Origin of the sequence: Streptomyces sp. AM6-12, assembly GCF_044327085.1 — a bacterium.
Taxonomy (GTDB): domain Bacteria; phylum Actinomycetota; class Actinomycetes; order Streptomycetales; family Streptomycetaceae; genus Streptomyces.
In genome coordinates this window covers 572,554-586,159 of sequence record NZ_JBIQWN010000001.1, presented here as the reverse complement: position 1 = coordinate 586,159, position 13,606 = coordinate 572,554, and the positions used below count along the sequence as shown (strand labels likewise).

At 74.4% G+C, this 13,606-nt stretch carries 15 protein-coding genes; 6 read left to right on the top strand and 9 right to left on the bottom strand.

Annotated features, from left to right (window positions below; all coding sequences use genetic code 11):
- Positions 1 to 29: 29 nt before the first annotated feature.
- On the top strand, positions 30 to 572 hold the full coding sequence (locus ACE4Q9_RS02515; RefSeq protein ID WP_397982539.1) for a flavoprotein: 543 nt from the start codon (positions 30 to 32) through the stop codon (positions 570 to 572).
- On the opposite strand, the gene ACE4Q9_RS02510 is transcribed toward ACE4Q9_RS02515, so the two are convergent.
- Positions 569 to 1,426, bottom strand: a complete 858-nt coding sequence (locus ACE4Q9_RS02510; RefSeq protein ID WP_397982538.1) for a hypothetical protein — start codon at positions 1,424 to 1,426, stop codon at positions 569 to 571. The genes ACE4Q9_RS02515 and ACE4Q9_RS02510 overlap by 4 nt on opposite strands.
- Before the next feature lie 138 nt (positions 1,427 to 1,564).
- Positions 1,565 to 2,371, bottom strand: coding sequence for an endo alpha-1,4 polygalactosaminidase (locus tag ACE4Q9_RS02505; RefSeq protein WP_397982537.1), 807 nt, complete (start codon positions 2,369 to 2,371; stop codon positions 1,565 to 1,567).
- Between the two features lie 101 nt (positions 2,372 to 2,472).
- On the opposite strand from ACE4Q9_RS02505, the gene ACE4Q9_RS02500 reads away from it, so the two are divergent.
- Complete coding sequence (locus ACE4Q9_RS02500) at positions 2,473 to 3,441, top strand: aldo/keto reductase (RefSeq protein WP_397982536.1); 969 nt, start codon at positions 2,473 to 2,475, stop codon at positions 3,439 to 3,441.
- Positions 3,442 to 3,535: 94 nt separating this feature from the next.
- Here ACE4Q9_RS02500 and ACE4Q9_RS02495 read toward each other — a convergent pair whose 3' ends face one another.
- The 4 genes from ACE4Q9_RS02495 to ACE4Q9_RS02480 form a co-directional block, all read right to left on the bottom strand.
- The gene (locus ACE4Q9_RS02495) at positions 3,536 to 4,027 is read right to left on the bottom strand and encodes a universal stress protein (RefSeq protein ID WP_397982535.1); all 492 of its coding nucleotides are present in this window, start codon (positions 4,025 to 4,027) and stop codon (positions 3,536 to 3,538) included.
- A gap of 15 nt (positions 4,028 to 4,042) precedes the next feature.
- A complete protein-coding gene (locus tag ACE4Q9_RS02490) occupies positions 4,043 to 5,296 on the bottom strand; it encodes an SLC13 family permease (RefSeq protein ID WP_397987099.1) in 1,254 nt (417 codons plus the stop codon).
- 101 nt (positions 5,297 to 5,397) lie between these two features.
- Positions 5,398 to 6,096, bottom strand: coding sequence for a DUF4232 domain-containing protein (locus ACE4Q9_RS02485; protein ID WP_397982534.1), 699 nt, complete (start codon positions 6,094 to 6,096; stop codon positions 5,398 to 5,400).
- Between the two features lie 159 nt (positions 6,097 to 6,255).
- The gene (locus ACE4Q9_RS02480; RefSeq protein ID WP_397982533.1) at positions 6,256 to 7,641 is read right to left on the bottom strand and encodes a serine/threonine-protein kinase; all 1,386 of its coding nucleotides are present in this window, start codon (positions 7,639 to 7,641) and stop codon (positions 6,256 to 6,258) included.
- A gap of 46 nt (positions 7,642 to 7,687) precedes the next feature.
- Between ACE4Q9_RS02480 and ACE4Q9_RS02475 the strand changes: the two genes are divergently transcribed.
- On the top strand, positions 7,688 to 8,236 hold the full coding sequence (locus tag ACE4Q9_RS02475; protein ID WP_397982532.1) for an RNA polymerase sigma factor: 549 nt from the start codon (positions 7,688 to 7,690) through the stop codon (positions 8,234 to 8,236).
- A gap of 6 nt (positions 8,237 to 8,242) precedes the next feature.
- Here ACE4Q9_RS02475 and ACE4Q9_RS02470 read toward each other — a convergent pair whose 3' ends face one another.
- The gene (locus tag ACE4Q9_RS02470; protein ID WP_397982531.1) at positions 8,243 to 10,621 is read right to left on the bottom strand and encodes a SpoIIE family protein phosphatase; all 2,379 of its coding nucleotides are present in this window, start codon (positions 10,619 to 10,621) and stop codon (positions 8,243 to 8,245) included.
- 361 nt (positions 10,622 to 10,982) lie between these two features.
- Between ACE4Q9_RS02470 and ACE4Q9_RS02465 the strand changes: the two genes are divergently transcribed.
- The 3 genes from ACE4Q9_RS02465 (at position 10,983) to ACE4Q9_RS02455 (ending at position 12,507) form a co-directional block, all read left to right on the top strand.
- The gene (locus ACE4Q9_RS02465) at positions 10,983 to 11,222 is read left to right on the top strand and encodes a hypothetical protein (protein ID WP_111581720.1); all 240 of its coding nucleotides are present in this window, start codon (positions 10,983 to 10,985) and stop codon (positions 11,220 to 11,222) included.
- Positions 11,223 to 11,225: 3 nt separating this feature from the next.
- Complete coding sequence (locus ACE4Q9_RS02460; RefSeq protein WP_397982530.1) at positions 11,226 to 11,603, top strand: toxin Doc; 378 nt, start codon at positions 11,226 to 11,228, stop codon at positions 11,601 to 11,603.
- 469 nt (positions 11,604 to 12,072) lie between these two features.
- On the top strand, positions 12,073 to 12,507 hold the full coding sequence (locus ACE4Q9_RS02455; protein WP_397982529.1) for a subtilase-type protease inhibitor: 435 nt from the start codon (positions 12,073 to 12,075) through the stop codon (positions 12,505 to 12,507).
- A gap of 215 nt (positions 12,508 to 12,722) precedes the next feature.
- Here the strand turns inward: ACE4Q9_RS02455 and ACE4Q9_RS02450 are convergent, their stop codons facing one another.
- Together ACE4Q9_RS02450 and ACE4Q9_RS02445 are read right to left on the bottom strand one after the other, a co-directional pair.
- On the bottom strand, positions 12,723 to 12,941 hold the full coding sequence (locus ACE4Q9_RS02450; RefSeq protein WP_397982528.1) for a CDGSH iron-sulfur domain-containing protein: 219 nt from the start codon (positions 12,939 to 12,941) through the stop codon (positions 12,723 to 12,725).
- Positions 12,922 to 13,596, bottom strand: a complete 675-nt coding sequence (locus ACE4Q9_RS02445) for a HemK2/MTQ2 family protein methyltransferase (protein WP_397982527.1) — start codon at positions 13,594 to 13,596, stop codon at positions 12,922 to 12,924. Before ACE4Q9_RS02445 ends, ACE4Q9_RS02450 begins: the two co-directional genes overlap by 20 nt.
- Positions 13,597 to 13,606: the final 10 nt, after the last annotated feature.

Here is a 13,606-nt window from a genome sequence, read left to right as displayed (position 1 = left end):
GCGCGGCCTGCGGTCGATACGCTCTCCGGGTGACCGAACACGCCGGGGCAGCCGGGAAGCCGTTCCTGTACGTCGTCGTCTGCGCGGCCGGTATCGCCGCCGGCGTCGAGGAGTTGATCGCCGCCGCGCGGGAGCGGGGCTGGGAGGTCGGGGTCATCGCCACGCCGGTCGCGATGGGCGGCTTCTTCGACGCTGGGGCGGTGCGGGCCCTTACCGGCCGGACCGTACGGTCCGCGTGGCGGACCCCGGCAGACCCGCGGCCGTTCCCGGCGGCGGACGCCGTGGTGGTCGCGCCCGCCACCTTCAACACCGTCAACAAGTGGGCGGCGGGCATCGCCGACACCCTCGCCGTCAGTACCCTGTGCGAGGCCGCGGGCCTCGGCGTGCCCATCGCCGTACTGCCCTGTGTGGCCGACGCGCTGGCCGCCCATCCCGCCTACCGGGACAGCCTGGTGCGGCTGCGCGGGATGGGGGTGCGCTTCGGGGACCGGTACACCGGCGAGCCGGGCCCCGACGGGCGCCGCCCGGCGTTCTGCTGGACGAGCGCCCTGGACCTGCTGGAACGCGCCTAGGCGCAGGTCAGCTTGGGCCCCTCCAGCATGCCGCCGGTGTACAGCGCCTGGCCGTCCGGCATCCAGTAGCCCAGCTTGGAGACCACCGTGGAGCAGGTGGCGCCGACGGTGACACGGACCCGCACCCGCTCCGGGTGGCCGGGCTGGAGCTCGGTCAGCGCGCAGTCCAGGGAGTACGGCAGCCGGGTCTTCGCCGGGTACTTCCCGACCAGCGGATTGACGCAGCGGGCGTCGGAGGTGGCGATCCGCACGCCGCTGCCCGCCTCGCCGATCAGTCCGAACCGGGCGCTGCCGTCGCCCTCCACGCTGTCCCGGCGCACCGTGTAGGTCAGCGTGGTCGTGGTGCCGCGGCGCAGCGTGGTCCGGTCGACGGTGATGGCGTGCGTGGGCGGCGCCTTGGGCGCGGTGAGCGTCAGGGTGGCCCGCACCTGGCCCGTGAGGTCCACGCCGGCGGGCGCGGACCGTACCCGCACGGTGGCCGTGATGTCGTACGTACCGGGCCCCGGATAGTCGCCCGAACCGGGCAGCGCGCCGCCGGCCAGGGTCTTTCCGGAGCGCTTGGCGGTCCAGCTGCCGTTGGTGCGGCAGCTGTAGCGGACGCGGGTGCCGGCGCGGCCGCAGGAGGCCGGGGCGGAGACGGCGAACTGCGGGGTGCCGCTGCCCGCACACAGGTTGACCAGCGCGTACTCCCCGTGGTCGCCGCGCAGCGTCCCGGCGACCACGCACAGGGTGGCCGGGTCCTCGGCCTTCGGGACGATGGCCTCGGCTGGGTTTCCCCAGGCCGGGGTGACGAGGGCAAGGGGCAGCAGCGCCGCCCCGGCCAGTGCTCTCAGGGTGGTCGGACGAGTCGGCACCGCGTTCCTCCCAGGGGGCGGTGGTGACCGGCCGGTCGCCGGTCGCCTGCCCATGAGGATCGTCCGACGGTACGACTTTCCATCGCCTCCCACGCCGAACGGTCACCTGGGGGCAGCAACCCTCCCCTCCCGGCGGCCCTAGCGCACCGCCCGTACGTACCCGGCGGTGCCCGGTGTGGAGACGTCACGGTCCCGGCGGACGATGCTCAGCCGCTTGCCCCAGCCGGCCAGGGCCTTGCGCAGTCCGGACGCCGTGTACTCGATGTCCACCACCCGGTCCCCGAACGCCTTCGCGTACACCCCGCACTCGTCGTACTGCCCGCACTCCTCCGCCACCGCGAAGTCCAGCCCGGCGCGGCGCCGCTGGCCGGCGAGTTCGGAGGTGTTCTTCTGCGCGATGGCCAGGTGCCGGGCGTGCGCGTGCCGGGAGAGCAGGGCGATGAACGCGGTCGCGTCCGAGGCGGTGAGCAGTCCGTGGGAGCGGGTGTAGCTGTCGTAGTTGTCCGGCTCCACGGCGTCGAAGCCCTTGCGCGCGCAGCCGTCGATCCAGTTGTTCACCCGCCGCGCCACCCGCTCGCGCTTGGCCGGGGTGCCGATGTCGAGCAGCGCCTCGTTCCAGTCCGTGTCCATGACGATCTTGCCGTGCTCGTCCCGCAGCAGCAGGTCGCGGGGCCAGGAGGCGCGTTCGGTGGGCTGGGCCTGGAAGGCGTTGACGTAGCAGATGTTGTACAGGCCCGGGGCGGGGGAGTCGGACCGGTCGCGGCTGACGATGCGGACGCCGGCCGGCGGGGGGTAGGCGCCGCCGATCTGGTAGTCGAACCCGGCGTGCCGGGGCGGCAGCCGCACCGAGAGCGGCTGCGCGCCGTCGTCCCCTCCGGTGGCGGCACAGCCCGTCAGCAGGGAGACGGCGACGGCCAGGACGACGAGTGGTGCGGCGCGGAACATGCCAGGATCAAAGCGTTGCCGCGCCGGAGCAGTCAAGCCGGTGCCCGGCCAGGTCGTAGGCTCGGCGGTGATCATCCGTCCCGAAGGCAGGAGCAGCAACGATGCAGTATGTGAAGCTCGGTTCGACGGGCCTGGACGTGTCGCGGGTCTGTCTGGGCTGCATGACCTACGGGGTGCCGGAGCGCGGCAACCACGCGTGGACCCTGGACGAGGAGGCCGCCCGTCCGCTGATCCGACAGGCGCTGGAGGCGGGCATCACCTTCTTCGACACCGCCAACGTCTACTCCGACGGCACCAGCGAGGAGATCGTCGGCCGGGCGCTCAAGGACTTCGCGCACCGTGACGACATCGTGCTCGCCACCAAGGTGCACGGCCGGATGCGGCCGGGTCCCAACGGCGCCGGGCTGTCCCGCAAGGCGATCATGACCGAGATCGACCACAGCCTGCGCCGCCTCGGCACCGACTACGTCGACCTCTACCAGATCCACCGCTACGACCACGCCACGCCCATCGAGGAGACGATGGAGGCGCTGCACGACGTGGTCAAGGCGGGCAAGGCCCGCTACATCGGGGCGAGTTCGATGTACGCGTGGGAGTTCGCCAAGGCCCAGTACACGGCGGAGCGGCACGGCTGGACGAAGTTCGTCTCCATGCAGGACCACTACAACCTGCTCTACCGCGAGGAGGAGCGGGAGATGCTGCCGCTCTGCGCCGACCAGGGCGTGGGCGTGCTGCCGTGGAGCCCGCTCGCGCGGGGCCGGCTCACCCGCGACTGGGGCACGGTCACCGAGCGCAGCGAGCACGACGACTTCGGCAGCAAGCTGTACCAGGAGGGCGACCGCGAGATCGTGGAAGCCGTCACCCGGATCGCCGCTGAACGCGGGGTGCCGCGCGCTCAGGTGGCCCTCGCCTGGCTGCTGCACCAGAGCACCGTGACCGCCCCGATCGTCGGCGCCGGAAAGCCCCGGCACATCGAGGACGCGGTCGCCGCCGTCGAACTCACGCTCAGCGGCGAGGAGATCGAGGAGCTGGAGCGGCCGTACACACCGCGGGCGATCAGCGGTCACTGAGCGCGTCGCGGGAACCGGCGCGGTGGGCCGGGCGGCGCGAACCCGTGCCGCCCGGCGCCGCGCCCAGCGATTTCCGTGCGGGGAACGGCTGTTCTCAGGGGTGGTGCGGCGGCGGGGGCGGGATCGTCGCGAGGCCCGGCGCCGGTTCGGGCCAGACCAGCAGGACCGGGCAGGGGGCGTGGTCGACGGCGAAACGGACCGCCGGGCCGAGGCTGCGCGGCCCGAGCCGGGAACGGTCCCCGTCGCGCGCCAGCACCAGCAGATCGGCGCCCTCCGCGGCGGCCACCACCTCCCGCTCGACCCGGCCCGCCCGCTCCTCGCGGACACAGGGCCGGCCGAGGCGCTCGGCCGCCGCCGCCAGCAGTTCGGCCGCCGAGGAATCGCCCAACTCCTCCAGCAGGACACCCGGATCGCGCTCCCGGTGCCCCCGGCCCAGCAGCCCCGCGAACGCGCCGTGCGCCACGCCGGGCACATCGGGCCCGCTGACGTGCAGCAGCACCACCTCGGCGGACTGCGGCGCATGGGTGCGCACGGCGTCCACACAGGCGGGCCAGGTGCCCTCGACCAGCCAGGTGATCACCCGCATCGGATCGGCCTCCCGTCAGAAAACGTGCAGCGACCCCCACAGTGCCACCACCGCGACCGCGAGGGAGGACGGCACGGCGAGCAGACCCAGCCGGGTGAACTCGCCGAGGTTCACGCCGTGCTCGTGCTGGTGCACGATCCGCCGCCACAGCAGCGTGGCCAGCGAACCGGCGTAGGTCAGGTTCGGCCCGATGTTCACCCCGAGCAGCACCGCGAGCACCGCACCGGGACCGGCCGGAGCCGCGAGCGGCAGCAGGACGAGGACGGCGGGCAGGTTGTTGACGATGTTCGCGAGGACGGCGGCCAGCGCGGCGGTCCCCAGCAGCGCGGGCAGCCCGGTGCCGCCCGGCACCACGTGCCCGAGCACATCCGCGAGCCCGTTGTCCACCACCGCGCGCACCACGATGCCCAGCGCGAGGACGAACGCGAGGAACGCCGGGGCCGCCGCCCGCACCACCGCGAGCGGGGTCGCCTCGCGGCGCAGCAGCGCCCGCCCGGCCAGCACCAGCGCCCCGGCCGCCGCCACCCAGGCGGGCTCCACACCGAAGGCCGAGGCCACCACGAACCCGGCCAGCGTGCAGGCGACGGTCACCAGCGCGAACCGGGGGAAGACGGGCGGCTCGCCCGCGTCCCGGCCCGCCGGTGCCGCCGCCGCGAGGTCACCGGCGAAGAACCGCCGGAACACCAGGTACTCGACGCCGATCGCCGCCAGCCACGGCAGCGCCATCAGCGCCGCGAACCGGGTGAAGCTCAGCCCGCTCGCCGCGAACGCCAGCAGGTTCGTCAGATTGGACACCGGCAGCAGCAGCGACGCCGTGTTCGACAGATGCGTGCAGGCGTACACATGCGGCTTGGGGCGTACGCCGGTGCGCGCGGCGGTGGCGAACACCACCGGGGTGAGCAGCACGATCGTGGCGTCCAGGCTGAGTACGGCGGTGATCGCGGAGGCGAGCACGAACACCGCCGTCAGCAAGCGCACCGGGCGCCCCGCCGCCCAGCGGGCCATCCACGCCCCGCAGGCCCGGAACAGGCCCTCCACGGCGCAGAAGTGGGCGAGCACCAGCACCGCCGCGAGGAAGCCGACCACCGGGCCGAGCTGTTCGGCCTCGGCGCGGGCGTGGTCGAGGGAGATCGCGCCGGTGCCGATCGCGATCCCTGCGGCCGGGACCGCCATCACCGCCTCCGGCCACCCGAAGGGGCGTACGACGGCGAAGACGAGCACCGCGACGAGCAGTACGGCGGCGAGTGCTTCGGCGAGCGGGCTGTTCAGGGCGGGTCCTTCCGGATGCGGTCAGGCGGTCCCGCCCATGAAAGCATCCGCACGTGACAGTGGACGCCCCGGCCGTACGGCGACGGCCGGGGCGGACGCGGTCAGGGCGCGGTGCCGGGGCTCAACACGGTCAGGAAGACGGCCGAGGAACTGCCGGAGACGGGGACCTCGCCGCCCGTCCACGTCACCTTCAGATGGTCGCGTTCATCCGGCGGGGTGATCAGCAGGGCCGCCGGACGGGCCGTCTTCGCGCCGCTGACCCCCGGATTGGAGAAGGTCAGTCCGGCCCACGCGCTCTGGCCGGGCCTGAGGGTGACCGTCTTGGACGAGCCCGACTCCCGCCCGGGGTTGGGGCCGAGCTGGCCGCCGGACGCGTTCACGAAGGCCGCGCCGGGAAAGCCGCGCACCGTGCAGGTGCGCCCCGAGATGTTGGTGAGCACCACGGGGAAGTTCTCCTGCCCGGCGCCCGGATCGTTGCGGCCCACCGAGGCGCGCAGTTCGGAGGTGTGGCAGCGGGTGCTCGCCGCGGCGGTCCGGCCGCCGCCCGAGGTGGCGGACGCCCGTGTCGCCGCCGTCGAGGGGGCGCCGGTGGGCGCGGAGGTGGCGGGGGAGGCCGTGGTCGTGGTGCCGGCGGCCGCCGGTGCGGAGCCGGCGGTCGCGGGCGCCGCCGTACCCGAGGACGTCATGGGGGCACTGCTGTGCACGGTCTGGCCGTTGCCGCAGGCGGTCAGCAGGCCCAGCACGGCGACCGAGCCCGCGAACAGGGCTCCGCGCCGCGCGGACCGGGGGGTGTACACCATGTCGCTCAACACTCCTGGTTGGTCGGGGCACGCGGCGGACGCGTGCCTACGGTGCCGAGTGCGCCGTCACCCCACTCCGATGCACGGACCGTGGGAAAAGTTCGGAACACGGGGATTCTTTTTCCCGCTTCGGGCCCGGCCCGATCCTCCCCTCACCCCTCAGCGCACCCGCAGGGAGCGCAGTACGCCATCGGTGGCGTCGCCGTCACCCCGCTGGCGTAGCTGCGCGTACACCTGGGGCTCGGTGGCGCCGCCCGCCGGGACGAGCGCGGACTCGGTGATCGAACCGCCGTCCGGACAGCCGCTCCAGGCCCGCACCAGGCCCTGCCAGTCCGCGCTGCGGAAGGCGTGGCCGCCGGCGTAGTGACAGCCGGTGTGCGTGAGCGCCTTCACCCGCGCGGTGACATCGCCGTGCGCGCTGAGCCCGACGAACACACCGTCGACCGGGGCGGCCGGATCGGGCCAGCGGGCCAGGTCGTCGGCCACCACCAGGCCCGGCTCGTCCCCCGCGCCCAGACCCAGCGCCCGCGGGTTCCAGCCGCCGTCGCGCAGCTCCCGGTCCCAGGCCGCCGGCACTTGAACGCTCACCCGGCCGCTCGCGTCCGCCACCCGCGGCCGGTCCGGGGCCCCGCCGCGGTGCGGCAGCGCGGTCACCACGGCCGCCGCCACCACGGCCGCGGCCAGCGCGGCCACGGACAGCGTCACCGCGTTCAGCCGGCCGCGGACCCGGTCGAGCCACCGCCGCTCCCGCCGCGGCGCCGCTGCCAGCCGGTCCAGCTCCGCCGCGAACTCCCGCGCCCCCGGCCAGCGCCGCGCCCGGTCCGGCTCCAGCGCCCGCAGCAGCGCCCGCGCCACCTCGTCGCCGAGGTCCGGCCGCAGCCGCGCGGGCGGCACCACCTTGCCGGGCGGCCCCGGCACGCTGCCGGTGACCAGCTCGTAGCCGACCGCGCCCAGGCTGTAGACGTCGGCCCGCTCGTCGATGCCCGCGCCCGGCTCCGCCTGCTCCGGGGGCCGGTAGCCCGCCGAGCCCGCCGCCAGGGTCAGCACCGAGCCCTGCGCCAGGCTCTTGGCGAGACCCAGATCGGCCAGCAGCACCCGCCGGGTACCGTCCGGGGCGGTGTGCAGCAGCACATTGGTCGGCTTGATGTCGCGGTGCACGATCCCCGCTTCGTGCAGCGCCGCCGCGGCCCGCGCCGCCTGCGCCGTCAGCGCCAGCGCCTCCGGCACCGGCAGCGGACCGTCCCGCAGCAGACCGGCGAGGGTGCCGCCGTCGGCGTACTCCATCACGAAGTACGGCCTGCCGTCGGGGAGTTCACCGATGTCGTAGACCTGCACCACCCGGCTGGAGCCGGCCCGGCGCAGCAGCCGCGCCTCAGACAGGAAGCGGTCACGGACGTCCAGCCGGTGCGACCAGTTCTCGGCGAGCACCTTCACCGCCACCGGTGCCTCGAGCTCCGGGTCGTGGGCGAGCCACACGGTCGCGAAGGCGCCGGTGCCCAGTGGCCGTTCGAGGCGGTAGCGGCCGATCCGCTCCAGGGAGTGCATACGACTATCATGCCTGCCCTGAGATCGACTCGAAGGGGGCTGTGACGTGCGGGACGAGGCGCCGGTGGAGGAACTCGCCCGGCACGCCGCGGCCGGGGACCCGGCGGCCCTGGAGCGGCTGCTGACCGAGCTGCGGCCCGACGTCGTACGCCGCTGCGGACGCTTCCTGCCCTGCCGGGAGGACGCCGAGGAGGCCGCGCAGGACGTGCTGCTCCAAGTGGCCCGGCACATCGGAGCGTTCGAGGGCCGCAGCCGCTTCGGCACCTGGCTGTACACCGTGGTCGCCAACTGCTGCCGGCAGAAGTACCGCGAGCTGAAGCGGCGGGCCGCCGAGCAGCCCGCCGCCATCGAGCCGGCGCACGCCGTCGACCCGCGCACCACCAGCGTCATCGCCGGCTCACGGGTGGACCTGCTGGAGGCGCTGGAGCGGCTGGAGCGGGAGCATCCGCAGCTGGTCGCGCCGCTGGTCTACCGGGACATCTGCCAGCTGGACTACGCCGAGGCCGCCGAACGCGCGGGCATCCCGCTCGGCACCTTCAAGTCCCGCCTGCACGAGGCCCGCAAGCAGGTACGGCCCTGGCTCACCGGCCTGTGACCGCGGCTAGCCTTCCTCCTCGAACAGCGGCAGCTCGGCCCAGATCGTCTTGCCGTCGGTGGTGTGCCGGCTGCCCCAGCGCTGGGTGAGCTGGGCGACCAGCAGCAGCCCCCGGCCGCCCTCGTCGAACGTCTTGGCCCGGCGCAGATGCGGGGCGGTCGGATTGGCGTCGGAGACCTCGCAGATCAGCGTGGCCGCGTCATGGATCAGCCGGAGCCGGATCGGATGGGCGCCGTAGCGGATCGCGTTGGTGACCAGCTCGCTGACCACCAGCTCCGTGGTGAACGCCGCCTCGCCGAGCCCCCAGGTGTCCAGCTGCTCCACCACCTGCTTGCGGATCGGCGCGACCAGCGCCGGGTCCGCCGGGATGTCCCAGGTCGCCACGCGGGAGGCGGGCAGGCCCTGGGTGCGGGCGAGCAGCAGCGCCACGTCGTCGGCGGCGCCGCCGCTCGGCAGCAGGGTGCGCAGGACGCGGTCGCAGGAGACGTCCAGCGAACCGGCGCCCGCGCTCAGCGCCTGGAACAGCATCGCGCGCCCGGCGTCCCCGTCCCGCTCCCGCGAGGTGACCAGACCGTCCGTGTACAGCGCGATCACGGTGCCCTCCGCCAGCTCCACCTCGGCGGACTCGAACGGCAGCCCGCCCAGGCCCAGCGGCGGCCCCGCGGGCAGCTCCAGCTCCTGCGGGCGGCCGTCCGGCGGCAGCAGCAGGGGCGGCGGATGCCCGGCGCGGGCCAGCGTGCAGCGCCGCGACACCGGGTCGTAGACCGCGTACAGACAGGTCGCGCCGACCTCGCCGGTGGCGCCGTCGCCGCCCGCCTCCTCGGCGAGCCGCACCACCAAGTCGTCCAGGTGCGTGAGCAGTTCGTCCGGTGCGAGGTCGATGTCCGCGAGGGTGCGTACGGCGGTGCGCAGCCGGCCCATGGTGGCCGAGGCCTGGATGCCGTGCCCGACCACGTCCCCGACGACCATCGCGACCCGCAGCCCCGACAGCTGGATCACGTCGAACCAGTCGCCGCCCACCCCCGCCCGCGCCGCCGGCAAATACCGGGAGGACGCCTCCAGCGCCGCCGTGCGCGGCAACGTACGGGGCAGCAGGCTGCGTTGCAGGGCGAGGGCGGTCTCCCGCTCCCGCGAGTAGCGCCGGGCGTTGTCGATGCAGACGGCGGCGCGGGTGGTGATCTCCTCGGCCAGCAGCCGGTCGTCGGAGTCGAAGCCGTCCGGGCGCCGGTGCCGGACGAAGACCGCCACCCCCAGGGTGAGTCCGCGCGCCCGCACCGGGACCGACATCGTGGAGTGGACGCCGAAGGCCCGCACCTGCCGGGTGCGGGCGCTGTTCCAGTTCATCCACGGATGCATGTCGCCCGCGGACTTCGAGGCGATGATGGTGTGGCCCGCGGTCAGCGAGTCCGCCTGCGGGGAGCCGCCCGGATAGCGTTCGGTCTGCCCCGGCTCCATCACCGCCTCCGGCACCCCGTCCAGGACGGAGCGGTGGGCGGCCCGGCGCAGCGTCACCGGGGTGGCGATGCGGGCCGGGGGCTCACCGCCGTACTCCTCGGGGTCCAGCAGGTCGATGGTGACGAAGTCGGCGAGCGCCGGCACGCACATGTCGGCCAGCTCCTGCGCCGTACGGGTGACGTCGAGGGTGGTGCCGATGCGCACGCTCGCCTCGTTGACCAGCTGGAGCCGCTGCCGCGCCCGGTGGTTGTCGCTGACGTCGTGCGCCGCCAGGCAGACGCCCCGCACCCGGCCCGCGCGGTCCCTCACCGGCGCCATCCGGGCGAGCCAGGCGTGCGCCCGGCTCTCGCCGCCCGCCCGCATGAACGTCTGCACGTCCAGCGGCCGGCCGGTGTCCAGCACCTCGCGCATGCCCCGCGCCAGCTCCTCGCTCTCCGGCCCGTCGACCAGCTCCGTGAAGCGCAGGCCCCGCGCGTGGTCCTCCGGCAGCCCGGAGACCTCGGCCATGGCGTCGTTCATCCGGCGCAGCCGCAGCTCCTCGTCGTACACCGCGGTCGCGCACGGCGACTGGACCAGGCCCGCCTCGCCCAGCGGGTCGTCCGCGGCGGGCGGCCCGGTACGGCGCACCGGGGCGACCAGCACCCACCGGTTCCCCGCGCCGTCGGCGGCCGGGCGGTAGCGGGCGAGCAGCCATACGTCGACGCTGTGGCCGTCGAGGTGGCGTACGGCGAGCGTGCCGTGCCAGCGGGAACCGCGCGGCAGGTCGGGCACGGGACCGGTGAGCAGGCCCGCGGCGGGGCGGCCCACCACCGCATCGGCCCGGTGGCCGAGCAGGCGCCGCGCGCCCTCGTTCCACTCGATCAGTGTTCCGTCGTCATCGATGACAGCCCGGGCCGTCGCCGCCTCGTCGAACGGATAGACCCGGCTCATCGTCGCCGCTCCCAAGCGCACACTCACAGTCAACAGGTGGCACCCCTCGCGACCCCAGCCTAGTGCTTCCCGCACCCCGCCGGACGCCGGGCCCCGGAAGGACGCCGGGGATCTGCCGGTCGCGGGGTCAGGTGGCGTCGGGGAAGACCGGGCCCGGTGCGAGCCGCCGGTCCGGAGCGTACGGTGCTCACCCCGTGCCGCCTTGCGCCGCCGGGCAGGGGGGCCGGCGGCGGCGCGGCCGGTGTGACCGGTGGGATGCGGGCACGGCGCTCGGCGACCGCGGGTAGCGGCCGGTACCGCACGGGATACGAGGTGACCTGCGGATATTTACGGGTGAGTACCCGAGCGGTACGGTTTGGCCATGCCAGCTCTCAACGTGGAGTTCAGTGACCGGGAACTAGAGGACCTGCGGCAGATCGCCAAGGAGCGCGGTACGTCGATGAAGGCCCTCGTCCGCGAGGCCGCCGCCGCCGACATCGCCCGGCACCGGGCGCTGAAGGAGGGCGCCGCGGCGTTCCGCAGCTTCTTCACCGCGCACGCCGAGGAGTTCGCCGCCGCGTTCCCCGAGGACGAGCCGCCCGCACGGGGCGAGGCCGCCTGAGTGATGAGGCCCGTCATCCACATCGACGTCCCGTGGCTGCTCCAGCGGCACGAAGAGGTCCTGCCCGAGCAGCCCGCGGTGGACGACTTCTCCGCGCTGATGGCCGCCGTCGCCCGGCACCGGGTCGATCCGCCCCGGCTCGGCGTGAACTCCGACCCCGCCTGGCGGGCCGCCGCCCTGCTGCACACCCTGGCCCTGCTCAAGCCGCTGCCCGCGGCCAACGCCCGCTTCGCCTGCGCCACCGCGGTCGCCTACATGTTCGTCAGCGGCGTCGGCATCGACCCGCCGTACGGCGCGCTGGTGGACCTCGCCCGCGACCTGATCTCCGGCCAGACGGACGTGTACGGCGCCGCGGACCGGCTCCGCTCCTGGCAGATCTGAACGCGGGGCGCGGCGGCGGCAGTCGGCGTCCGGGACGGTCATCTCCCGGCAGGGCGCGAGCTCGTCGTCCGTCCTCGCCGCCGCGCCGCCGCGCATCCCCTGATCCGCCGCCCGGTCGCCGGCTCCCGCGTGCGCCCTCGGGCCGACGCTCGGGACGGTGATCATCAGGTGAACACAGGGAGTCATGAAGGGGGTTCCGGGCGGCCGTGTCGGAATGTTTCCGGACGATTAAATAACCGCTGATTTTCAGCCAATTGACGACTTCCGCCGGGCCGCCGCCGCCCAGTTCCAGGCTCCCGGCGTTCGAATTCCGTGACTTCACGCCACTGCTTCAACACGAAATGTTACCGAAACCTGTGGGGTCGATGTGTGTTTCCGGCGGGGACTCGGCAGAGTGGCGCTCGCCGGTCCGACGTCCCACCGGAAACGGAACCGGCACCCGTCTAGTTCGAGCGGAAGGATGCACACCATGCGGAACACCGCGCGCTGGGCAGCGGCCCTCGGCCTCACGGCCGTCGCCGTCTGCGGACCCCTGACCGGGGCCGCCGTCGCCGCCCCGGACGCCGCCCCGGCCTCGCTCTACGCCCCATCGGCGCTGGTGCTGACCATCGGCCACGGCGGCGACGCGGCCACCGCGACCCCGGAACGCGCCGTCACCCTCACCTGCGCCCCGTCAGCCTCCGGCACCCACCCGGCCGCCGCCGAGGCGTGCGCCGAACTGCGTGGGGTGGGCGGTGACTTCACGGCCCTCAAGGCCCGCGAGGGCGTCTGGTGCAACAAGCTGTACGACCCCGTGGTCGTCACCGCCCAGGGCGTGTGGCAGGGCCAGCGGGTCTCTTACGAGCGCACGTTCGGCAACTCCTGTGAGCGGGACGCCGTCGGCGGCAGCCTCTTCGCCTTCTAGCGGGAGCTGCCCGAGGACCGGGATCGCAGGGTCTCCGTACACACCGGATCAGGACCGTGACTGGGGAGTGCGGACCTCTCGGAACGGGGAACCCGCGATCTCGCGCCGGACCGCCGGGCGAAGTGGGGTCGCCCGCCGGATCGCCGGCACACAGAGCCGCTCCCCGGACAGGCCCGTGGGGGGCCTTCCGGGGAGCGGCGAAAAACGAACGGTGCTCAGGCCTTGCGCCGGTGGCTGGTGTCGCACCAGGGGTAGCGGCGGCTGCGCCGACAGGTGCACAGAGCGACACGGAAGCGGTCGGAGGACACCGTCGTACCATCCTCCAGTTCGACCTCGACCGGACCCTCCACGAGCAGCGGCCCCCGCCGCTGCACAGTGATCCGGCGGGCCCGCTCGGCGGGCTCCTGGCCGCGGTCAGCGGGTTCGTTCGGCACGGATCACCACCAGCTCCTCCGTCTTCTCGTGCGGCGCGAGCAGCCCGCGCCGGCGCAGCCACTCCTCCCGCGAGCGCAGCACGGGCCCGAGCTCGATCCAGCGCCGCCGCACCACCGCGGCCTTCAGACCCGCGTCGCGCAGAAGTTCCAGGGTGCGGTCGGGGTCGCTCAGCGCGGACTGCACGATCAGCACCACGCCCCGCGGCGCCAGCAGCCGGGGGGCGCCCCGGCAGATCCGGTCCAGCAGCAGCCGCCCGTCGTGGCCCGCGTCCCAGGCGCGGGAGCGGCCGCGCGGCCCGCGCCCGCCGTGCGGGGCGGGGACGTAGGGCGGGTTCGCGAGGATCAGGTCGTACGACTGCCCGTGCGCGGGGGCGAAGAGGTCGCCGCGCCGGATCCGCACCGGCAGCCGGAACAGGAGCGCGTTCAGCCGGGCCGTCCACACCGCCCGCCGGGACACGTCCACGGCGGTCACCCGCGCACCCCGCCGGGCCGCCGCGAGCGCCAGCGCGCCGCTCCCGGTGCCCACGTCGAGCACCCGCGCCCCGGCCCGCACCGGCTCCTCGCGCAGGGCCTCGGCCAGCAGCGCGGTGTCGTCCTGAGGGGCGTAGACGCCCGGAAGCAGCAAAGCGATCACGTTCCGCGAGTACCCGTACATTCCCGAAATA